Below are 23,840 nucleotides of genomic sequence, written 5' to 3' on the forward strand. Positions count from 1 at the left end.
TTTTTAACGTCAAAGATATATACCAGCGTTAGAGGAAAGGTAATTAATTAGAGTGCTAATATCGAGGCAACAGCTTCATCTAATAACTTTTGCATTTTCATTCCAGCATCGATTACTAAGTTCTCATCACTTCCGGGCACAGCTACTTGTGCAGCAATAGTAAACTCTTTTCCTCCTTGATAGTCAGGCAGACAAACATGAGCAAGCATAACTGTTTCACCTGCACCTCTGGTTTCACTATAACCCCAACCAATTTTTTGAAATATCCGCCATTGACCATTTGTTGCTTGATTAAGAGTTTGCGGACTCTGATCTTCATTAGTTATCGATTTATTGTTATAACCGGAAAGGTTTTTAGCAACCGCATCTGCCATCATTCTGCTAACACCTTGCATCATACCGCCCACTGGCTGTTGAGTGTCTGTATGGCTAGTGGCATAAAATAGCTCTTCAATACTATTATTCGTGAGATAAGGGTGTTGTGTTTGTGGCTCTCGTTCATGGCTAGCGAGTCGTTTCAACCATTCAGCTTCAGCCAAAGTACTCATAGGTTTATTACCTGTTAAGCCGCAGGTATCACAACGATAGCCTTGGTAATAGGGATCGTCGGTACTGTTTTCATAGTGTGGTAATGTAATCGCTTTATTTGATGCTATTTCAGACCAGCTGAGGTTTGTTGGCTTAAATGGGCTAGTGCCATAAGCCCCCTGTAGTCTAACTTGAGGGTTTGATAGCTTCAGCCAGTTATCATGAAATAAAGAGGTAACATAGCGGCGGCCAACAATGTTTAGCATAAAAGTGGCAATATCATTTGATTGTGCTTTACTGCTGCCAAAGTCTTGATAACTATGAATACTAGTGATGAGATCCGCGAGGTAGCTATCTCCAACTTTACTTGTTGAACTGAACCCTTGTTTATTTAATTGCGACATTGTTGCTGTAATCGCCATCACTTTCGATGAACTCCAAGGCTCAAATAGTTGATGTTGAGTTTGAGAGTTCGCTAAGTACTTATAGGACAAAACTTCTTGTCCATTTACGATCTTTTTAGAAAAATCAATGGCTAGAATTCGCCCTTGCTCTTCAGGAATATCAAAAAAGTCCCAATCGGCGGCAATTCTTTTTTCCCAGCCTGACTCCTGATAGTTCACTTGCATAGCAGTACGGTAATCTTGTTTATTCTGGTTTTTATTGGCAGAAATAGGACAACTAATAAAGGTGTCATCACTATTGGCTGGAATGTAAGGCGTTGCTTCCATAATATGATTCTTAAAATGCATTTTTTCTGGAGAAATTATCTGATTACCATTAGCGAATACTTGGCCGATAGAGCAAGTAAACAAAATTATATAGATAAATGGAAGTCGCATTTGAGCCTCTGAAAATATTAAAGTGCTAATGGTTAACTAGTACAGACAATTATTATTCGTTTGTAATACTTTATCACTGAACTTCACGTTTGCAATACTAAAAAATTCCTAGTAGTCTGGCGGTATTGTTTATAAGTATCTTTCTTAAGGAAATATGTTGATTTCAAACATTCATGCATATAGCAAAAACATCGTAAATGGTATTCCTGCTGATAGGCTATTTTCTCTCGATGTTATGCGCGGCATAACCATTGCTGCCATGGTGTTAGTGAATAACCCAGGTAGTTGGAGCTATGTCTACAAGCCTATGGGCCACGCAGCATGGCATGGTTGGACGCCAACAGATCTTATTTTTCCATTTTTCTTATTTATGGTTGGCATTTCAATTGTTTTAGCCTTTGATAAGCGACTAGAAAGTGGTGTTAGTCCCAATACACTCTATAAAAGTATTATCATTCGAACTGTTAAATTGATTAGCCTAGGTTTGTTATTAGGATATTCCTACGCAAAATTTTACCACCCAGATTATAGTTTCTTTGACAGCTTAGCAGGAAAGCGATTTCCAGGGGTATTACAACGTATTGGACTTGTTTATTTATTTACTTCGATAATCGTACTTAATTTTGCCCAACGGGGAAGAGTTATGTGGTTCGTCGGTTTATTAGCTTTTTATAGTTTAGCTATGTTGTATTTTCCTTTTGTTTATACTGATGCTAATGGGATCGTACATCAGTTAGCGGGTAACTTAGCAATAGGGAAAAACTTTGCTAACTTTGTTGATCATCATGTTTTTGGTTTACATATTTGGAAAAAACATGTTGAATTTTTTGGTCATGATCCTGAGGGATTGTTATCAACCATACCGTCAATTGCTAGTTGTTTGGCTGGAGTGTTTACCGCAACCTTACTGAGAAATAAAGCTAAAACCACGGTCGAAAAAGTGGCAAAAATGTACTTTTTAGCGGTGTTTAGTTTATTGATAGGGCAAATGCTTGATTATAGTTTTCCTATTAATAAAGCGCTTTGGTCGCCAGCTTTTGTTTTTCATGCGACCGGCATGGCGCTGATATTTTTAGCGACACTGACTTATCTTGTTGATATCAAAAATCATAAGTTATGGTCGGCGCCATTCATTGTTTTCGGTGCGAATGCGATTGCTTTTTTCTCTATTTCTACCGTGGTTGGCGGAATTTTCAATTCACATATCAGCATTGGAGAGCAGAGCTTAGTGTCATTTTTGTTTAATGACGTATATCAGCCTCTTTTTGGCAATTATGGCGCTTCATTGGCCTATTCATTAACCTTAATGGTATTCATGTATTTTATTATGAATGCTATGTATAAGAAGGGAATTTTCTGGAAGGTATAGTCAGTTTAAATTAATCAAAAAAGGCTAACGCATAATAAAATGCGTTAGCCTTTTCAGTGAATGTAGAAAGCTAGCTGTTACTTTGCTTAGCTTTTAATTCTGACTTCACTTGGCGACGCCCTGTCATAATATCTTTGACTTCGCCACCAATATGTTTCTCTCCACGTTTGGCTGCTAAGTCTATTTGGCGTTCACGCTCAGCAAAACGATTACGCTGTTTTTCGCTGACTTTATCGTGACAGCGGTGACAACTGACGCCTTTAATGTAATGCTCACTTTGCTTTTCTTCTTCAGTGATAGGGAAACGACAAGCGAAACACTGATCGTATTGGCCCTGTTCTAATTCGTGATTAACCGCAACACGTCCGTCAAACACAAAGCATTCACCTTCCCACAATGTTTCTTCACTAGGGACTTCTTCTAAGTACTTTAAAATACCACCTTCTAAATGATAAACCTCTTCAAAGCCTTGCTCTTTTAAATAGGCGGTAGATTTTTCACAGCGAATACCACCGGTACAGAACATAGCCACTTTTTTGTGTTTGTTTTTATCTAGATTTTTTTCTACGTATTCAGGGAATTCACGGAATGTTTCGGTATTTGGGTTAATGGCATGTTTAAAAGTGCCTATTTCAACTTCATAATCATTTCGAGTATCAACGAGTAACACTTCAGGGTCTGAAATGAGTGCATTCCAATCTTTGGGTTTTACATAAGTACCCACCACTTGATTTGGATCTATACCCTCCACGCCCATGGTGACGATTTCTTTTTTCAATTTTACTTTAGTACGATGAAAAGGGTTTTCATCGTTGAAAGAGACTTTATATGAAATAGCGTCTAGGTTCGGCTCTTGAGCTAGAAAATTTAATACTTGCTCTATGCCTGCTTGCGTGCCAGCAATTGTGCCATTAATGCCTTCTTCAGCGAGTAATAACGTGCCTTTAACATCAAGGCTGGTCATTTTAGCAAGTAGTGGTGCTCGTAGCTTTTCAAAGTGAGGTAAGCGAACGAATTTATATAAAGCACAAACGGTTATTTTCGCTTGGGCAGCAGTGTTTTCTGATGCTGTCATCGTGTTCTCCATTGAACGAACTGGAACGTAAATCCAGTGCTGTAGATTAAATTGTTAAATCAATAATAAGAATACATTGATCTCATTTTTTCGGGGGCGGATTTTAGCAGAATTTTTGAGAAATGAACATAGGAATAAGACCGCTCGTACTGAACTTTTATGTTTAAAATTTAAGGGCGAAAAAGCAGTATGCTCTTGCCGTAGATAGAGTATATTGAAAAATTATGTTTGAAGATGTTAATTGTTACTATGCTCGCAACCCTTTTAAAACAGTTGTTTGAATAATCGGTCATAAAGCAATATAAGTAATATAACTAATTTTTCTACTTGCTATAATTTATGTGAATAGTGCTTATTTGAACAAATGATTAGTAGTCGTTAAAAAATCAGGTAAAATAAGCGCAAAAATTTATCCTGCTAATGAACTATAATTAGCAATCTTATAGCTAGAGAGAGTATCAAATGAGCCTGTATTCAGAATATATAGCGGAAATTGAAAACCGTAAGAAGGAGCTTGGTTTAGCGCCTAAGCCTATTGATAGCGCTGATTTATTAGCGGAAATTATCGAGCAAATTAAAGATCAAGGGAACGCGTACCGTGAAGATTCTCTAAATTTCTTCATCTACAACACGCTTCCGGGTACGACAAGTGCTGCTGGCGTAAAAGCTAAATTCTTAAAAGAAATTATCCTAGGTGAAGCTGTAGTTGCTGAAATTTCAGTTGAATTTGCTTTTGAATTACTTTCTCACATGAAAGGTGGCCCTTCAATTGAAGTGCTTCTTGATTTTGCATTAGCTGACAATGCAGCACTAGCTACTTCAGCTGCTGAAGTCTTAAAGACTCAAGTTTTCTTATATGATGCAGATACCGCCCGTTTAGAAACTGCTTATAAAGCAGGTAATGCTATCGCTAAAGAGCTTTTAGAAAGTTACGCTCAAGCTGAGTTCTTTACTAAACTTCCAGCTATCGAAGAAAAAATTGAAGTGGTTACTTGTATTGCTGGTGAAGGTGATATCTCTACTGATTTATTATCGCCTGGCCACCAATCTCACTCTCGCGCTGACCGTGAATTACACGGCCAATGTATGAGCACTCCTGAAGCTCAAAAAGAAATCCAAGCACTACAAGCTAAGCACCCTAACGCGAAAGTAATGCTTATCGCTGAAAAAGGTACTATGGGTGTTGGTTCTTCACGTATGTCTGGTGTGAATAACGTTGCTCTTTGGGCTGGTAAGCAAGCGAGTCCTTATGTACCGTTTATTAACATAGCGCCAATCGTTGCCGGTACTAATGGTATTGCGCCGATCTTCTTAACAACTGTTGATGTAACCGGTGGTATTGGTCTTGATCTTAAAAACTGGGTAAACAAAGTTGATGCGAACGGAAATAACGTTGTTGATGAGAATGGCGACGCAGTATTAGAAGAAGCGTACTCTGTTGCAACTGGTACGGTATTAACTATCGATACTAAAGCGAAGAAGCTATATAACGGCGACCAAGAACTTGCTGATATTTCGTCAGCATTCACACCGCAAAAGCAAGAATTCATGAAAGCTGGCGGTTCATATGCTGTAACGTTCGGTAAGAAACTACAAACATTCGCCGCAGAAACATTAGGCATTGAAGCGCCAGTTGTTTACGCTGCATCGAAAGAAATTTCACATGAAGGTCAAGGCTTAACTGCTGTTGAGAAAATCTTCAACCGTAATGCTGTTGGTGTTGCTTCAAGTACACCTTTACACGCTGGTTCAAACGTTCGTGTTAAAGTAAATATTGTTGGCTCGCAAGATACTACTGGCCCTATGACATGTCAGGAATTAGAAGCGATGGCTGCTTCTACTATCTCACCAATTGTTGACGGTGCCTTCCAATCAGGTTGTCACACTGCATCAGTTTGGGATAGTAAAGCACAAGCGAACACGCCTAAATTAATGGCATTTATGAATAAGTTTGGCCTTATCACTGCACGTGATCCAAAAGGCGTTTACCATTCAATGACTGACGTTATTCACAAAGTATTGAATGATATTACGGTTGATGACCGAGCGATTATTATTGGTGGTGACTCTCATACTCGTATGTCTAAAGGTGTTGCCTTCGGTGCTGACTCAGGTACTGTTGCAATTGCATTGGCAACGGGTGAGTCTGCAATGCCAATTCCAGAGTCTGTTAAAGTAACCTTTAAAGGTAACATGAAAGGACACATGGACTTCCGTGATATCGTGCATGCTACACAAGCACAAATGCTTAAGCAGTTTGGTGGTGAAAACGTATTCCAAGGTCGTATCATTGAAGTACATATTGGTACTTTATTAGCTGACCAAGCGTTTACTTTCACTGACTGGAGTGCTGAGATGAAGGCGAAAGCCTCTATCTGTATTTCAGAAGATGCTACCTTAATTGAATCTATCGAGCTTGCAAAGAGCCGTATTCAAATCATGATCGATAAAGGTATGGAAAACGATGCACAAAGTCTTAATGGCTTAATTGCGTTAGCTGATAAACGTATTGAAGAAGTTAAATCAGGTACAAGCCCAGCCTTAGCACCAGATAGCAATGCAAGTTATTACGCTGAAGTTGTTATTGATTTAGACGCCATTGAAGAGCCAATGATTGCTGACCCTGACGTGAACAATGAAGATGTGTCTAAGCGATATACGCATGACGTGATTCGCCCAGTGTCATACTACAATGATAAGGCCGTTGATTTAGGTTTTGTTGGCTCTTGTATGGTTCACAAAGGTGATATGCAAATCATTGCGCAAATGTTACGTAACATGGAAGCGCAAGGTCAAACTATCGAATTTAAAGCACCATTAGTTGTTGCGCCACCAACATATAATATTGTTGATGAGCTGAAAGCTGAAGGTGACTGGGCAATTCTTGAGAAGTACTCAGGTTTCGAATTTGATGATTCGGCACCTAAAAGCGCAGCACGTACTAAGTATGAAAACATCATGTATTTAGAACGCCCAGGCTGTAACTTATGTATGGGTAACCAAGAGAAAGCTGAACCAGGTGATACAGTTATTGCTACTTCAACACGCTTATTCCAAGGCCGTGTTGTAGCAGATACTGCAGAGAAGAAAGGTGAATCACTTCTTGGCTCAACACCGTTAGTTGTACTTTCAACTATGTTAGGTCGTTTCCCAACAATGGCTGAGTATAAATCAGCTGTTGAAGGTATTAACTTAACGTCTTTTGCTCCACCAACACATGAATTAACTACTGCTCCATCTACGGCTACGGCTGTTAAAATTGCTGATCCTAGCTAGGCTAAGTAATAAATAAACAGTAAGTTATAAAAATTAAAAAGGGTTAATTGTTTTAAAACAATTAACCCTTTTTTTATTTCATTATTGTTTACAACTCATCAATAATGTCCAATGTGAGCTTGCTAACTTTTCTTTATTTCAGCTTTGGCTTTACACTCTACCTTGGCTTTAAGCGATGGGAAAATATAATTTGGCATGGCTCGTTTATCGTCAAAACCTTCAATACCATCTATCATTTCAAGTTTATAGTGATAACCTCCGCAAATTCGATAAGATTTTCGTAATAAAAATGTCGCTAACCTTGAGAAGTTTACTTTGTAATTTGGTATGACTTCGAGTTGATAATATCCCTCAGCGAATTTGGTCTTTTTAAATTGTACGTGATGATCAAAATCCCATTCTGAGACTGTTTCATTAGTCGCTAATTCTGTAGTCTGATTAGCACAACTTGCGATGCCAATAGTTAGGGTTAAAAGGGTAAGTAATCGAGAGAGGTTATTCATCGGTGCTCCTGCTGATGTATGAGAAATAGAGGGCAAGTGTTTGCCCTCTATTATCCGACTATAATGCCATGTTAGTTTTGATTAATAAACAGCGTTTATCTTCTTGATGCTTGATAAGTAACTTGCGTTTAGTACCTGTAGACAATTCAGTAAGCTCAGCTATAGCTTTCGTTAACCTTGCGACACTAACGGGGTTACATGTTGCAGGAATTAAATTACCATAGCTACGCATAAATACAGGCCCTTTATCGCTATCGATAGCACTCAGTGTCGTTATACGTTGTACTGCGCTTTGCTCATTAAACTGATTTTGCTCGCTAGGGTAAAGTGCTGACATTGCTGTACGTAATTTAGAAAATGCTAACTCACTATCTTTTTGTTGTATCTTTGCCAGCCATTCATTTTTAACAGCTAAGTCAGGGCTTATGACCTGAGCGTAAATAGCCGATTTTTCACCAGTATCAGAGCTATCTAATGTTAACTCTTTGGCTATTATAACGTCAGTATTAGCATAATTGTATCGGCTAAGCTGAGCGATAATATCCCAACGAATGTCCTGATTAATGGTTAGGTTTTCTAAAGAGTATTGGCCGGTTAGCAATTTATGCAAATTAGATAAGGCTTGTGGCGAATGTGCAAAGTTTATATAAGCATTAAACCAGCGACGCTGCATATTTTTGTTATCGCTGTGAGCGCGAGTGCTTTGCCAAGTAATTTCTTCTAATTGCTGCGCAATTTCTTTCACATAGGTATGTTGGCTACCTAACCCTTTATTGAGGTATATTTTAGCCGATGAAATTTGCCCAATGATTTGACCTAAAGTCGTGTAATCTTGCTCTAATGGCGCATTAATTAGTGCTACTTGTAAGTATTCATTAAGGGGCAGTTTCCCATCTCTTACGCTATCCCATAGGCTTTGCCATAACATAGAGCGAAGGAGTGGATCTTGGATTTGCGCTAGGTAAGATTTTGTAGTCGAAAACGAGCGTTTGTCTAAGTTCACCTTCACAAATGCCCAATCTTGATAATTAGGGTAAACTAAATCAGGACAAGAAGTGCCAATTAATTCATCAACAACTGTGCTTTGTCCTTGATAAACAACCGCTATTTTATTGATTAGTTTAAAGCCAGGCTTTTGCGCTTTAAACAGTGCTAACTGTACTTTTTGCTCCCTTAAGGTGGGCTGTTTTGGATCGGCGGTTTGTAAAAGCTCAAAGGAGCTGATTTTTCCCGCATCACACTGGTAACTTGTTTCAATGGTGTTTACTCCCGCTTGGTAAAGCCATTCTTGCTGCCATTGACTTAAATCTTTACCACTTGCTTTGGCTAAGCTATCAATGAAGTCATCTAAAATAGCATTTTTATAAGCATTATCTTTAAGGTAATTATGAATACCTTGCTGGAAAGTTTTCTCGCCTAATAAATAACGAAGTTGATTAAGTACTGATGCACCTTTTGAATAGGTTATGGCATCAATATTATCAAAAGCATTAGCTGAAGAAGGTACAGGTACTTCTATTGGGTGAGTAGTAACTTGTTGGTCAGCGCGATAAGCACTTTGTTTACCATGAGCGTAAAAGGTGCGCCAGGCATTAGTAAACTCAGTTGCTTCACTGGTGGCTAAGGTTGCCATAAAGGCAGCAAAACTCTCGTTTAACCATAAGCCATTCCACCACTTCATGGTGGCTAAATTACCAAACCATTGATGTGCCATTTCATGCATGATCACATTTGCTAATCTTTGGCGGCGGCTTTGACTCATTTCACCGTTAGTTAAAAAACTGCCCTCAGCAAAAGTTACCGCGGCAGCGTTTTCCATCGCACCATATAAGAAATCAGGAACTAAGACTTGATCATACTTCTTAAAGGGATATTGAATACCAAAATAATCATCGAAGAATTCAAAGCCTTGCTTAGTGTATGTGAACCAGTGTTTTGGTGTTATTTGATCTGATACTGATTGGCGAGCAAACAGACGTAATGGGTATTTTCCTGTCTTGTCTTGCCACATTTTGTACGGGCCAGCATGCAGCGAAAAGTTATAAGGACTTAAGGTCAGGCTTTTTGGAAAGTACCAGGTATTAAAATCTCCTTGTTTGGTTATTTTATTTTCACGGGTGGCGGAAAATACTGTCCAATCTTTTGGCGCCGATACGGTCATCTCAAACGTGGCTTTAAGATCCGGTTGATCGAACAGCGCAAACATTTGTTGTGCGGCCGCAGGCTCAAAATGAGAATACAAATATACTTTATCATCGACAGGGTCTTTAAAACGGTGTAATCCTTCGCCATTTGTACTGTGTTTACGGGTATAATTTATAGCAACTTTATTATCACCTTTAACTAAATATTGCGGCGCTAAAGTAATGAACCAATTATTGTAGTTTTGTTTAAGTTGCTGAGCATCAAATGATTGCCCATTAATGACTAAGCTGGTGAGTTGTGCTTCGTTTAAATCAATTGTGAGTGGGGTACTGGCATCATTGAGACTAAAGTTAATGCTAGAACTCGCTGAAAAACTCTCTTTACCGGTAAGAAAAAAATTAAGCATATAACTGACATTACTTACACGCTCTGAGCGCTTAAATGCCTGCTCTTGTGATAAGTATTGATTCTCAGCGCGAGGCGAAAAACTCACCTGTGTTACAGGACTCTGTGCCGTGCTTTCATGCGTATTGCTTTGCGTATCTGTTGACTGACAAGCATTGAGTAATAATGTTGATATCAATGCAAAAATAGCAACCGAAGCGACGTTTCTACGTAGACTTTTCAAAGTGAATCTCACTATAGTTTTTATAAATTTTATTGAGTATAAAGTAGAAAGTGTTTTTGAAACAGTATCGTACTAACTTATACCAAATGATAAGTATCCGATTGTAAAGATGCGAGCACATCGGTTGATTGGATTTGCCATTATCAGCCTTCTTGTTTACTATCGGTAAAATCTACCTAACGTAAATATGGATATTATGTCTAGTCTCTCAGTTGAAAAAAACAAAGTTAACACCGCCATTTTTGAATTGTTGCCTGGTCAGTTACTTGATGTGCAGCTAGAGCAGTTAGACGATGTTCGCCTGAAGTTACCATTAATTGGCTATGCTTTTGGTCAATATATCATTTTAAAATTTCCAGTTGGCATTAGAACACACGATTACACTGAAGCATTGTCGGTGGGTAAATCGCTCTTTATTCGTTATCTTGCGCCTATTGAAGGGGAAAGCGAAGAACAAAGAGAGTGTTTTTCATTTGATTCAACCATCAAATCGATAGTGAACTTCCCTGAAAAATGCCTTGTTGTAGAATACCCTTTACATATTTTCAACCGACAATTGCGCCGCTATCCACGTACTCAAGCGCACTTACCTGGTAAGTTAAAATTCGAAGGTAATGATTTGCTGAGTATGCTTTCAGAATTTAGCGGTATTATTGTTGATATATCACCGCGAGGTTGTGGTTTTTCTTTTAAAACCGATGAAAAATTATCGAACTTAAAAAATCAAGAAGTAACGATAAGTGTGCAAAGCCCTATTGAAGGAGAATTAGAAATAACTGCTCGAGTTTGTAATCAACGCTACGAGAACGGAAAAATGACCTTAGGGACGCAATTCACCTCTAATTCAGCGAAAGTTGAGCGTTTATTAGTACATCTTTTTATCGAATGTTTATAAGCGTACATTCACGTTAAGTTGAGAAACACTTAACGTGAAAACGTTATCAACCCCATCCTAGTAAAACACCTTAATACTATATATTCACCAATATTTATCCACATTTCACCATGCTCTTCTATGGTATTGTTGCCAGTATTCATTATATCAAACGGAGCAATCAATTAATCCTATTGGTATTACTACTAAAATCGATATTATCTTCCACCCCTAATTTGGTAATGAATACAGCTAACGTAAATGAAAATATGAATAATAAAATACTAATAATAGATAATGATTTGGCACTGACAACACAATTAGAGAAATATTTAGGGAATGAAGGTTTTGAACTCTGTTGTTGTGATAGCGCGTTAGAAGGATTTAATAAAGCGAATACCGGTCAGTTTAGTTTGATCATTTTAGATATAGCCACGCCAAACTTTGACGGTTTTGAACTGTTAAAGTTGTTAATCGGCATTCAATCTTGCCCCGTTATGATCATGACAACTAGGGATGAGCATTTTGATCGCATTTATGCACTTGAAGTGGGGGCCGATGATTACCTACTCAAGCAGGTAAACCACAGAGAATTACTGGCACGTATCAAGGTCGTTATGCGCCGTGGAGCTAGGTTTACTGGTCAGCTAACGCCAAATAAAATCAACATCGATGAAATACGATTAAATCGTACGAGCCGGGAAGTGTACTGTGAACAGCATTTATTGAAGCTAACGGGCTCTGAGTTTGAAGTACTCTCTTTTTTGATGAGCAATGCAGGAAAAGTCCACTCAAAAGAGACGATAGGCAAGTATGCATTTGGTCGTACTATTTCTTATTATGATCGTAGTATTGATATGCATATTAGCAATATTCGTAAAAAAATAGCCCGGCATAGAGATAAGCCCTCTATCAAAACGGTTCGAGGTGTCGGTTATACTTTTTTAATGGAACAAGGACACCACAATCTTTCTGCTTATGGACAAAGTCTTATTGGAACTAACTCTTGCTAGTGCTAGTTTAAGGTAAAAGTTAGTCACGGCTATAAATAACATTGCTGTCTTTATCATAGAATGCTGTTTGTGTGTTTGTTTTAGGCTCTGCTGTGGTTAGTCCAGCATCGGTGGTACTGAAAGCGCTAAAGAAAAACTCAACATAATTGAATTGAGTAATAGCATCACTAATTGAGGTGCCGCTATAACTCTCAATTGCGATGTCTAACACTGAATAAGCTAACCCTACAGGTCCGCCGTAAATAAAATCACCTGCTAATTGTGCCATGGTACTAATGTCTTCTTGTTCAGTTACCGAGCTATAAATAGAAGAAACAACTGGAATGTGCTGCAAAACATTAACAGTGTCAAAGGCATCCTCTAATCCTATACCGTCATCGTTAAAAGAAAAACTGACAATATCACTGACTAAATTACTTTCAGGTAAGCTAACTTGCTCAATAGTAGGAAGAGGCGTATTGGCTTGTAATGTTGAAAGAATATTACCTTGAAGCGATTCCTTGATACTTGCCAATGAAAAGTCAGCGCTAATATCAGTAATCTGCTCAGTAGAGGCTAAAGCTAAGGCACCAGAATTATAGCCAAGCAGGTTTGATAGTAATTCATTCTGCATGTCTTCTAAGCTGCTGCTGACACTATCTAAAGTCAATGGGGTAAGTTGTTCTTGTACTGTCTGAACGCTATTTACTGCTTGACTCTGACTAAGCAGATCACTAAAACTCTCGCCAATATTATTACCAACACTTGTTAAAGCGTTAATGGATTGTTCAGTAAGATCATCTAAAAGTGAGCTTTGTTGATTACTGGTTGAAAGTAAGCCACTACTGGCTCCTTGCAGGTTGTCAATTGAACTCATCATTTTACCTTATTGATTCATTTATTCAGTAGCGAATGCTTTCAAGTACTAGAGTGTACTGCAGCAAGTACCATTGCTATTGCAGCGAATACAATGAAGGTTTTCAAGTCAATTTACACTGATTTACATTTCCTGACATTGACGTTTGGGGCTTTACTATTTGCCGACATTTACCGACAAACAAATCATGAAAAAAATGGAATAATTATCTGTAATTCAAATCTTTACAGTAACCTTTAGCATGAATAAAAATACTAATATCGCTAAATTTATCTTTGTATTTTTCACTCTCTATATTGTTTCAGCTTGTAGTAGTAGTACGGTAGATGAGCAATTAGTTGCCGATAGCCCAACCAATCCCAACGTGAGTCAGCGTATTGCTAAACAAAAAGCTGAAGAGGCAAGCCCAGGTCATGTCAATTTTAGACCGATGAGGGCTAGAGATATGGATACGGTAGCAATACCTTCTGGGTCATTGTTTATTCCTAATAAAGCCATCGGTCTTTATCAACCTAGCAATAAATATGACATCGGAGACATGATTTTAGTCAGGCTTGATGAAAGTATGTCAGCGAAAAAGCAGCTTAATTATAAAACTCAAAAGAATGATAGTTTTAAGTTAGATCCTGTGAGCTTAAACGCGGGCTCAATTCATATTGGCGGAGACAATCTTAATGCTGAATATGACCAAGAAAAAGACTTTGATAGCTCAGCAGAGTCAAAACAAAGTAACTCTTTGATAGGAGACATTACGGTTTTTGTCCGAGAATTTACTCACAACGGCAATTTAATTGTTGCCGGTGAGAAATGGATGACACTCAATAAAGGCAAAGAATATATTCGCTTTTCAGGTGAAATAAGAGCGCAAGATATTGCGAAAGATAACACCATCAGCTCAGTGAAAGTAGGTAATAGCCAGATAGAATTCACCGGTAAAGGAAGCTTGCAAGACAATCAAGATAACAGCTTGATAGGCACTCTCTTTAGTATCTTGGATTAATACTATGGCTAATATCAAAAGCACATTCCAAGTTATCTATTTTCTGCATTTATTGCTCTTTAGTTCATATACTTTTGCTACTTGGTTTCAAGGTAGCGCCCAACAAGAAATAGTAGGGCTGAATTACGATTTAGACGCGATTAGAACGGCGACAATCAAGCAAGCTATCACCAATGCGTCACTTAAAAGTGGTGTTTATGTTTCGCTAGAGTCAGTGGTACTTGATGGCTTATTGCAAAGTAGTAAAAGTGTTTTTAAAAATAAAAGTGATATTAGACGTGTCGAAATACTCAGTGAAACTATAAATAATGATGTTTTAACGGTAGTCGTTAAGGTGGACGTTAACACCACATTAAGTTGTAACCGTGATCATTACTCCAAATCACTTGTACTGGCACAGTTTCCTTTATTAAGTTCTTTACAAGCAATAAATGGCGAATTGTTTGAGTTGGGTAGTCAAGTAAGTGAGCGATTTGAAAACCAATTGACTGAACATGATGCTATCTCTGACGTGCAATTGCTTAATGACGCATTCGTACAAATGCCGTTATTAAAAACATTAGATCACAAAAAGACATTAGAAACGGCATATTACCTGGCAACAAAATACCATAGCCAGTTTATTGCCTTTGGCTATATACAAGACATTAGTCTTTTTGAACAAGTGAAAGATAACTTGCTCATTGATGATGTCAGTTTACGCCGTAATTTTACCTTTCAACTGTATTTATATGATGCTTTTCAAAGCAAAATCTTAATTAATAAACGCTATCACAGTGAAGCTGATTGGGTTTACGGTGAACATGACAAGATAGACATGAATAACAGCGTTTTTTGGCGCAGTGATTATGGTCGCGTGGTATTAAATACCGTTAACAGCGCAGTAATAGATATTAACGATAATCTTACTTGCCAAACCAGCCTTAGCCAAATAGTTAATAAACACCAAGATGAAATAACCATTCATTTAGGTAGCAAGCATGGCGTTAAAAAATCAGATGAGTTTGAAATCATTCGAAAAAAATTAATACATAACAATCAGGGCAGTGTCTTTCCAATGCTGATCCCTGATGAAAACATCACTTTGCGCGCCAAACATGTTAATCACAATAGCGCCATACTCATTAGCGATAACCCTATTGTTATCAATGCTAGCCAATTATTTGATCTCGTCAGCCCCAAAGGTATTTTTTAACATGAACAACAGCATTATTAACCAATCTACAATTTTTTCCTTGATCAGCATTTTTTTTATCACAGCGTGTGGTGGCGGCTCATCCAGTAGTTCAAGTGAAACAGAAACAAAAACTTATAGCTTCGAGTTAACCGCTTCGTTAACTAATCAATGTGGAGTAAAAAGTCCGTTTACAGATATTGAATTGCTAATACAGGACGATGATTGGCAGGTAACAGAGCGTTATAGTGCCGATAGCAACGGTCAAATTAGCTTTACCTCAACCGATGAATTTATAAATTATACCTTGGTGGCTCAAAGTCAGTCGGGTGATGACACTGCCGGTTTAGATATTAACAGCTTTTATCAAGCTGAAACGGCGAGTTCAAATACTTATACGGCCACTTACGATGCACTTATTGATAATGAAACTTGCCAATGTATTACTAGCAATCTGCTCTTAACTCATCGAAGCCTAACCGAGCGGGGCGACTATCACAGTTCATTAACTTATGAATCGGTAGAGGCGATTGATAGTAATACCACACAATTTAATAATGTTGAGGTTTGCCGAGAAACGACAGCTAATTGGCCCATTGCTTCTTTTATGGTGACAGGAGAGAGTAGCTCTGCAAACTTGATTGGTGCGGCAAATTTTTTAACCACCTTTACTGAGGGGGAAGTCTGGTCTTTATCAGCAATTGAAATACCCGAAGATATTACATTGATAACTAATGAACTTGTAGCTTTTACTTCTTCACAAATTATTGACGCCAATGAACACTTTTTAATTAATATCTCAGCTGGCGATGGGGAGTTACTGGTATTTAATAGTCATCAATATTTAAGTGATGCTTATTATAAGTTTTATACCGAGCAACAACTGGCTGATACAAGTACGCTCTTTAGTGAGTCATATTTTGTCAGTGCCAATAAAATTCTATCGACTTCTTATGATGAAGCTTACAACACTGAAGTGAGTTTAGTTGAGTTGGCAGATATTGATGTAGATTACACTAATTTTTCTGAGTTATCCGCTGATGGCAGTTATGATTACAGCGCTATTAAGAACCACCCCATGTCGATTATTAAATTAACTTATAATGTTTTAGATACAACAGGTAATTATTACCCTGTTACTTGGACAAATTACGGTGAAGATAATGGTATGTTAGCCTCCTCAGTTGCTTTAACAGACTATCCCGATTTTATTAATGAAGCATCAACTATGTTAGACGGTACTGAAGTTATTCTATTGCAAAGTGACAAGGCTAATAGTTACCAAGATTATATTAACTTTTTTCAGCAAGGGAATAGTTTGACTAGTGATGAAAATGTAGCGGATGAGTTTAACGCTAACCTTCATTATTATCAGATAAGTTATACGCAGAGATAATGACTTATCTGATAGAATAAAAGGAAAATAACATTTAAAACCAGAGGCTAATATCAGCCTCTGGTTTTTTTATACTTGCAGTTTAGCACTAATATCTATTTGTTTAACAAGGCTTATCTACACCTCATTTTAGGGCTTTATAGTGTGAATATTTGTGCAATACTATTTTATATTTTAAAACTACAAAGGTAAGTTGTTGAAATTTAACTGTTAATTTATTGGCTTGAATTTTGTATTACAAACAATTCATGATTAACATTATCTGGATTAATAAGGATGAGCTTCTCAGATTACAATATTAACAAGTCAGCTTCCTCGTCTCGAGAAAATAAACGCCCTAGTAATTCATTGGGTGATGTACTGTTAATTGAAAAGCGAGCTAGCAGTAGCTCTTTATTGAAGAAAACCTTGATAGGCTTTGGCTACTATATTGTTCATCATTCAACATTAGATGTTGATATCATAGAGAATATTACTATATACCAACCGAGTGTTTTAGTGCTGGCAACTGATTTGCCCGGTGAAGCTATGCTATCTACTTTAGCCGAAATAAATCAATTGCTACCTTTGCCTATTATTATCATTGCAGAAAATGACTCACCCAACTTAATCAAACATGCGATCAAGTCTGGGGTGAGTGCTTATGTGGTCAGTGAAATGATCCCGCAGCGGCTAAAAAGTATTATTTCTGTGGCTAATGAGCGCTTTAAGGCCGAGCAATCATTGAGAAATGAGCTAAAGCGAACCAAAGATCAGTTAGAAAGTCGCAAATACATTGAAAAAGCGAAAGGTATTATTATGGAGCAAAAGCAACTTAATGAGCAACAGTCTTATGATATCTTGCGGAAAATGGCTATGGATCAAGGAAACTCTTTAGCACAAGTGGCGAAAAATATTATTGAAGTCCATGCTCTGTTATCACCGTCTTAATCGATTACAACTTGGAGCAAATTTGGAGCAAAATTGGTGCAACTAACTACTTTTGTGCATCATAGGACTTAATATCAACGTGGTATTTTTTATAGGTTTTTGTAAAAAGCCTATAAAAACAAAAGGTTGTAAAGTTGGCACGTAAAGTGTAATCCATATGTAAAGAACAGATAAGTAAACCTGTATTTTTATCAACGGCGATAAAAATATTACAAATACTGCTAGTAGCAACGATGCTGCTAGGTAATGCTAAACAAGATGTTAAGCATTAAACGAGCAATGGCGCTCACTAAAAATCGACCTATTTAGGTGGATGTTTGGTGGGCGTTTTTTTTTGAATTTTTTTAACTTTTATCGATACCTATAAGGAATTAATAATGACTTGGACAAAATCAATCACCTCGGTGTTGAAATGTGCATCACTATCTATAGCAGTAGCTTTATCAGCGAGCAGTGTAGCGCTCAGTGAAGAATTGGGAGAGCCAGAAAAAGAAGAATTGAAATTTGGTTTTATTAAGTTAACTGACATGGCGCCTATTGCTATCGCCTATGAAAATGGCTATTTCGAAGACGAAGGCTTGTATGTCACTATCGAAGCGCAGGCCAATTGGAAAGTATTACTCAATGGTGTGATTGATGGCTCGTTAGACGGCGCGCATATGCTGGCGGGACAACCTATTGCTGCGACTATGGGCTATGGCACAAAAGCTCATATTATTACGCCATTTTCAATGGATTTAAACGGTAATGCGATTACCGTATCCAATGATACTTGGGCAAAAATGAAACCAAATATCCCCAAAATGGCGGATGGAAGACCTGTACACCCCATTAAAGCAGACTCATTAAAGCCTGTTATTGAACAATTTAAGGATGATGGTAAGCCGTTTAAAATGGGCATGGTATTTCCAGTTTCGACTCATAACTATGAATTACGTTATTGGCTAGCCGCCGGTGGCATTCACCCAGGCTATTATGCACCACATAAAGGTGATACCTCTGGTCAGATTGATGCTGAAGCATTACTGTCTGTAACACCACCACCACAAATGCCATCTACCATGGAAGCAGGCACTATTGAAGGTTACTGTGTTGGCGAACCTTGGAATCAACAAGCGGTATTTAAAAACATTGGCGTACCTGTGGTAACTGACTATGAAATTTGGAAAGACAACCCAGAGAAAGTGTTTGGTATTACTGCTGAATTTGCTGAGAAATATCCAAATACCACTATCCGTTTAACGCGCGCCCTAATTCGTGCTGCTAAGTGGTTAGATGAAAACAATAATGCTAACCGGCCAGCCGCCGTGAAAATATTGTCACAATCTAACTATGTTGGCGCTGATTACGATGTTATTGCAAATTCGATGACAGGTACTTTCGAATATGAAAAAGGCGATAAACGTGAAGTTCCAGATTTCAATGTTTTCTTTAGGTATAACGCTACATACCCTTATTACTCTGATGCTATTTGGTATCTAACGCAAATGCGCCGTTGGGGACAAATTTCAGATGACAAAAGTGATCAATGGTATAAAGATTTAGCAGCCAAAGTGTATCGTCCTGATATTTATACTAAAGCCGCAAAGTCTTTAATAGCAGACAAAACTATTCCGGCTAACGAGTTTCCAGATTTTACTAACGAAACCGGCTTTAAAGCGCCACAGCAGCACTTTATTGATGACATAGTCTATGACGGTACGCAACCAAATGCTTATCTAGAGAAATTTACCATTGGCTTGAAAAAGGGCGACAAACTTTAAGGAACTTGTGCCGCCTTGAAATAAGGCGGCTTAAGCTACCACGAAGGAGTAATAGTAATGAACTCAACAACAGTAAATATAAATAACTTAACCATGAATGAACGTTTAATTAAATCAATGAAGAAGATGCTAGTTAAAGTCACAGATAGCCTAATGTTACCGCTGGCCGGAATTACCATCTTTTTGTTTTTATGGCATATTTCAGCACAAAGTATTCACACATCTCTAGGTGAGTTCCCTGGTCCTAGTTCGGTTGTTGAGCAGTTTTCAGCCCTTTATGATGAACATGTCACAGAAAGAGATAAAGCAGAGGCCTTTTATCAACGACAAGAAGTACGTAATGCCGCGAAGCTGGCTAAAAATCCAGACTATGTTGCTAAAATTAGAGCATATACAGGTAAAGAAACTTTTGTTGATCAAATTTTTACCAGTTTGATTACAGTAACTAGTGGATTTTTAGTGGCGGCGATAATTGCCATTCCATTGGGTATTTGGATGGGGTTAAGTCAGAAATTAAATTCAGCCTTTAACCCGATAGTACAAGTGTTTAAACCGGTATCGCCATTAGCTTGGTTGCCATTGGTAACTATGGTGGTAAGCGCGCTTTATGTGTCTGACGATCCTTTAGTGTCGAAATCATTTTTAACCTCGATGATCACGGTGAGCTTATGTAGCTTATGGCCTATGGTGATAAATACATCCATTGGTGTTGCCACAATCGACAGTGATTTACTTAATGTCAGTAAAGTGTTGCGTCTACCCACGTTCACTCATATTAAAAAAATAGTATTACCGGCATCAATACCAATGATTTTCACAGGTATGCGTTTATCGTTTGGTGTCGCATGGATGGTATTAATTGCCGCTGAAATGTTAGCGCAAAATCCTGGATTAGGAAAATTTGTGTGGGATGAGTTTCAAAACGGTAGCTCTAACTCATTAGCGAGAATTATGGCAGCAGTCATTGTTATTGGCTTTATTGGTTTCTTATTAGACCGAGTCATGCTGCAAATACAGCGAAAAGTGTCTTGGGATAAATCGAGTTTAAGTGTGTAAGGAAAAATATGATGAATGCAGTAACAAATAACGAACAAGCTTTTTTAAATATCAGTCAAATTGGCATGGTATTTCCAACCGCGACGGGAGGCTTTACCGCGTTAAAAGAGGTGGATTTACAGATAAATAAAGGTGAATTCATTTCATTAATTGGTCACTCAGGCTGTGGTAAATCGACCGTATTGAATATTGTTGCCGGTTTACATCAAGCAACAACCGGCGGCGTACTATTGAAAAATAAGGAAGTGAATGAGCCGGGACCTGAGCGTGCTGTGGTTTTTCAAAACCATTCATTGCTGCCTTGGTTAACGGCTTATCAAAATGTTGAATTGGCGGTTAAAGAAGTCTTTAGTAAAACCATGTCAAAAGCTGAAATGAAGGATTGGATTGAATATAACCTAAAGCTTGTTCATATGGATCACGCTTTGCATAAGCGACCAGATGAGATTTCTGGTGGTATGAAACAAAGGGTTGGGATTGCTCGGGCTTTAGCTATGCAGCCAGAAGTCTTATTGATGGATGAACCGTTTGGTGCACTTGATGCTTTAACACGTGCGCATATGCAAGACTCATTAATGGAGATTCAAAATGAGCTCAACAATACCGTTATTATGATCACCCATGACGTGGATGAAGCGGTATTACTCTCAGATAGAATTGTCATGATGACGAACGGTCCGGCAGCCACCATAGGTGAAATTTTAGATGTTAATCTTGAGCGCCCTAGAAACCGAATCTCATTAGCTAAGGACATTGAATATAATCGTCTGCGCTCAGAGGTACTAACATTCCTCTATGAGAAGCAACGTAAAGTAGAAAATATTTCAGAAAAGAAAATTATTACGCCAGTGACACCTAAGCAGCGTACGAACAAATAACCATAATTTATAACTCATAAAAAATTAAACATTAATCACAAAGGAAAATAATCAATGACTTTAAATAAAGTTGCATTAACACTTTCAGCGATATTAGCCACGACCTGTTCGTCGGCAGCTTATTCAAATGCCATTACTGAAGCGCTCGCTAGTGGAAAAACCAGTGCTAATTTAAACTTACGCTATGAAAGTGTTTCTCAAGATAATGCATTAAAAGATGCTGATGCGTTAACTTTGCGTACTCGATTAACTTATGAAACGGGTAGTGTGGAAGGGTTCTCTGCATTAGTAGAATTTGAAGATTCACGAAATGTATTAGGCATGGATGATTACAATAATACTTTAGGTAAAAATACTGATTACTCCGTTATCGCCGATCCAGAAACAACTGAATTTGATCAATTCTTTTTAAAGTATAAGCAAGGCGGCTTTTCAGCTAAAGCTGGTCGACAAGTTATTGCGCTAGATAATCAAAGATTTGTTGGTCACGTTGGCTGGCGTCAAGATAGACAAACGTTCGATGCAGTATCTTTTGATTATGAACCTATCGAAAAGCTAAGTCTAAAATATGCCTATATCACTAAACGAAATAGAATATTTGCCGAGGCGAAAGATATAGACTCGAAAGATCATTTACTTAACGCATCTTATAAAACATCAATTGGTAAAGTTACCGCTTATAGTTATTTACTTGAAGAAGACAGTGGTGTTGAAAATGGCTTAGATACTTACGGTATAAGCTTTAACGGCACAGCACCAGCGGGTGATTTAAAAGTATCTTATAAAATAGAGTATGCAACTCAAGACGCAGAGTCGGCTACAACATCTTATAGCACTGACTATTTAGCATTAGAAGTCGGTACAGAAATCTCTGGTTTTGGTATTAAAGCGGGTTATGAATTACTAGGCTCTGATGATGGTATGAAAGGCTTTAGTACTCCGTTAGCAACGGGCCACAAGTTCAACGGTTGGTCAGATCAGTTTTTAGGAACACCTAATGAAGGGTTAGGTGATTTATACGCCAGTGTTGGTGGTAAATTAGCGGGTGGTAAATGGGCGGTTATTTATCACAAATTTGATGCCGACGAAGCTTCTGACACAGTTGATGACTTAGGCTCAGAAATTAACGCAGTTTACACTAAGGCATTCACTAAAAACTACTCAGCGGGTATTAAGCTTGCTTCATACTCTGCTGGTGACAGCGGTGCTGGTAAAGTTGATACAGACAAAATTTGGGTATGGACAAGCGTTAAATTTTAATAATACCACTCCAACTAAGAAAGTGATCTCTTAGCGAGAATTTAAAGGTTTAGAGGCAAGGCATTGATTGCAAATAATAGTTATTCTATTGTTAAAATCCATAACGCAGCATATGAACCTTTAAAACTCGCCCTTCGGGAACGTATGAGCATCATGATAAAGGCACAAAATTTGTTTGATGTAGAATAACTATATCTAAACCTATTTTGTTTGTTCTCATATCGCCCATGTCGTTCTAAGTGGTCACTTCTTTAGATGGATTGGTATAATATCTACTAGGAAGTAACCCACAAACAGGAGGCTATATGAATTATTTAAGTGTGATTGAACGATATCATGAATATCAGCACTCAATTCATGAATTAATGGCCTCCATCATTGCAGGGATATTTGATGAAGGGTTATTTACTGATGTTAATTTACTGCAAGATTCAATGTCTTGGTTAACTAAAAACTACCCTTTTGTTGATATCATGTATACCTTGGACAGTGAAGGAATACAGGTTAGTCCAAACATCAGTCAAACAATTGATAAAGTAGATAAGACGATAGGTGTCGGCGTTGATAGATCATATCGTCCTTATTTTCTACAAGCCTGTGCGAGTGATACTATTGTGGTTACTGAGCCCTATTTATCAACCTCGAGCCATAAACTTTGTATTTCGGCGGCGTTAAAGCACTGTAACAAAGCTGGTGAAGTACTAAGTGTACTTGTGTTGGACATAGATTTAAATCACGCGATTGAATTTTTAATGGGGGATAGAAAGCGTAAAAAATTCCATCCTTTTTTTACCAGTATTTATTCATGTATTGTGCTCGGATTGTTTTTCATTGTCGCTATTTTATTATTTTCAGCAGGCAGTGAAATAGTCGATTTATTACTAAACCCCAATCAAGATAGCCTACAAATAAAGCCCTTTAGCATTATTATTTTTTTGACACTCGCCTTGGCTATTTTTGACTTAGCTAAAACCACTATGGAAGAGGAAGTGTTAATGCAAAAAGATATTCTTCGCCATAGCTCAACCCGTAGAACCATTACTCGCTTTATCGCCACCATTTTAATTGCTGTGTCAATTGAGGCGCTACTATTAATGTTTAAATCAGTATTGGGCGCGCCTGAGTACTTAGCTAATGCGGTATTGATGATGGCTACATCCGTCGGTTTATTAATAGGTTTAGGTTGTTATGTTTATTTAGGAGCTAAAGCGGAGGCAATTTTGAAAAATACCCATGTGATGAAATGATCATTATGTAGTAGTATGAAATCACCA

The 23,840-nt window shown here is 37.9% G+C and carries 18 protein-coding genes; 13 read left to right on the forward strand and 5 right to left on the reverse strand.

Annotation, left to right across the window (positions count from 1 at the left end):
* Window positions 1–47: 47 nt before the first annotated feature.
* Window positions 48–1,370, reverse strand: coding sequence for a hypothetical protein (locus AC27IF_RS02035; protein ID WP_487051675.1), 1,323 nt, complete (start codon window positions 1,368–1,370; stop codon window positions 48–50).
* Between the two features lie 154 nt (window positions 1,371–1,524).
* Between AC27IF_RS02035 and AC27IF_RS02040 the strand changes: the two genes are divergently transcribed.
* Window positions 1,525–2,739 (forward strand): acyltransferase family protein, encoded by a 1,215-nt coding sequence (locus tag AC27IF_RS02040; RefSeq protein WP_487051677.1) that lies wholly within the window; start codon window positions 1,525–1,527, stop codon window positions 2,737–2,739.
* A gap of 70 nt (window positions 2,740–2,809) precedes the next feature.
* On the opposite strand, the gene trhO is transcribed toward AC27IF_RS02040, so the two are convergent.
* Window positions 2,810–3,814, reverse strand: a complete 1,005-nt coding sequence (gene trhO, locus AC27IF_RS02045; RefSeq protein WP_487051679.1) for an oxygen-dependent tRNA uridine(34) hydroxylase TrhO — start codon at window positions 3,812–3,814, stop codon at window positions 2,810–2,812.
* A gap of 462 nt (window positions 3,815–4,276) precedes the next feature.
* On the opposite strand from trhO, the gene AC27IF_RS02050 reads away from it, so the two are divergent.
* Window positions 4,277–7,090, forward strand: coding sequence for a bifunctional aconitate hydratase 2/2-methylisocitrate dehydratase (locus tag AC27IF_RS02050; RefSeq protein ID WP_487051681.1), 2,814 nt, complete (start codon window positions 4,277–4,279; stop codon window positions 7,088–7,090).
* 122 nt (window positions 7,091–7,212) lie between these two features.
* Here the strand turns inward: AC27IF_RS02050 and AC27IF_RS02055 are convergent, their stop codons facing one another.
* Window positions 7,213–7,629 carry a hypothetical protein gene (locus AC27IF_RS02055; protein ID WP_487051683.1) on the reverse strand — a complete coding sequence of 139 codons (417 nt, stop codon included), beginning with the start codon at window positions 7,627–7,629 and terminating at the stop codon, window positions 7,213–7,215.
* 22 nt (window positions 7,630–7,651) lie between these two features.
* Window positions 7,652–10,366: an aminopeptidase N gene (pepN, locus tag AC27IF_RS02060; RefSeq protein WP_487051685.1), complete on the reverse strand. Its 2,715-nt coding sequence runs from the start codon at window positions 10,364–10,366 to the stop codon at window positions 7,652–7,654.
* A 196-nt stretch (window positions 10,367–10,562) separates the two neighbouring features.
* Between pepN and AC27IF_RS02065 the strand changes: the two genes are divergently transcribed.
* Together AC27IF_RS02065 and AC27IF_RS02070 are read left to right on the forward strand one after the other, a co-directional pair.
* Window positions 10,563–11,261, forward strand: coding sequence for a PilZ domain-containing protein (locus AC27IF_RS02065; RefSeq protein WP_487051687.1), 699 nt, complete (start codon window positions 10,563–10,565; stop codon window positions 11,259–11,261).
* A 248-nt stretch (window positions 11,262–11,509) separates the two neighbouring features.
* Window positions 11,510–12,253 (forward strand): response regulator transcription factor, encoded by a 744-nt coding sequence (locus tag AC27IF_RS02070; protein ID WP_487051689.1) that lies wholly within the window; start codon window positions 11,510–11,512, stop codon window positions 12,251–12,253.
* A 19-nt stretch (window positions 12,254–12,272) separates the two neighbouring features.
* Here the strand turns inward: AC27IF_RS02070 and AC27IF_RS02075 are convergent, their stop codons facing one another.
* The gene (locus tag AC27IF_RS02075; protein ID WP_487051691.1) at window positions 12,273–13,112 is read right to left on the reverse strand and encodes a hypothetical protein; all 840 of its coding nucleotides are present in this window, start codon (window positions 13,110–13,112) and stop codon (window positions 12,273–12,275) included.
* 238 nt (window positions 13,113–13,350) lie between these two features.
* On the opposite strand from AC27IF_RS02075, the gene AC27IF_RS02080 reads away from it, so the two are divergent.
* The 9 genes from AC27IF_RS02080 to AC27IF_RS02120 all read left to right on the forward strand — a co-directional run bounded on the left by AC27IF_RS02080 (window position 13,351) and on the right by AC27IF_RS02120 (window position 23,813).
* Window positions 13,351–14,109, forward strand: coding sequence for a flagellar basal body L-ring protein FlgH (locus AC27IF_RS02080; protein WP_487051693.1), 759 nt, complete (start codon window positions 13,351–13,353; stop codon window positions 14,107–14,109).
* 4 nt (window positions 14,110–14,113) lie between these two features.
* Complete coding sequence (locus AC27IF_RS02085) at window positions 14,114–15,304, forward strand: flagellar assembly protein T N-terminal domain-containing protein (protein ID WP_487051695.1); 1,191 nt, start codon at window positions 14,114–14,116, stop codon at window positions 15,302–15,304.
* Between the two features lies 1 nt (window position 15,305).
* Window positions 15,306–16,679: a hypothetical protein gene (locus AC27IF_RS02090; protein WP_487051697.1), complete on the forward strand. Its 1,374-nt coding sequence runs from the start codon at window positions 15,306–15,308 to the stop codon at window positions 16,677–16,679.
* A gap of 276 nt (window positions 16,680–16,955) precedes the next feature.
* On the forward strand, window positions 16,956–17,609 hold the full coding sequence (locus tag AC27IF_RS02095; RefSeq protein WP_487051699.1) for an ANTAR domain-containing response regulator: 654 nt from the start codon (window positions 16,956–16,958) through the stop codon (window positions 17,607–17,609).
* A gap of 377 nt (window positions 17,610–17,986) precedes the next feature.
* Entirely contained in the window at window positions 17,987–19,372 is a 1,386-nt protein-coding gene (locus tag AC27IF_RS02100; protein WP_487051701.1) for a CmpA/NrtA family ABC transporter substrate-binding protein, read from the forward strand.
* A 117-nt stretch (window positions 19,373–19,489) separates the two neighbouring features.
* Window positions 19,490–20,428: an ABC transporter permease gene (locus tag AC27IF_RS02105; protein WP_487052213.1), complete on the forward strand. Its 939-nt coding sequence runs from the start codon at window positions 19,490–19,492 to the stop codon at window positions 20,426–20,428.
* Between the two features lie 8 nt (window positions 20,429–20,436).
* On the forward strand, window positions 20,437–21,306 hold the full coding sequence (locus AC27IF_RS02110; RefSeq protein ID WP_487051703.1) for an ABC transporter ATP-binding protein: 870 nt from the start codon (window positions 20,437–20,439) through the stop codon (window positions 21,304–21,306).
* 54 nt (window positions 21,307–21,360) lie between these two features.
* A complete protein-coding gene (locus AC27IF_RS02115) occupies window positions 21,361–22,566 on the forward strand; it encodes an alginate export family protein (RefSeq protein WP_487051705.1) in 1,206 nt (401 codons plus the stop codon).
* Between the two features lie 305 nt (window positions 22,567–22,871).
* Entirely contained in the window at window positions 22,872–23,813 is a 942-nt protein-coding gene (locus tag AC27IF_RS02120) for a PDC sensor domain-containing protein (protein WP_487051707.1), read from the forward strand.
* Window positions 23,814–23,840 lie beyond the last annotated feature (27 nt).

The sequence above is a fragment of the Colwellia sp. KS18-150 genome, from assembly GCF_057551365.1.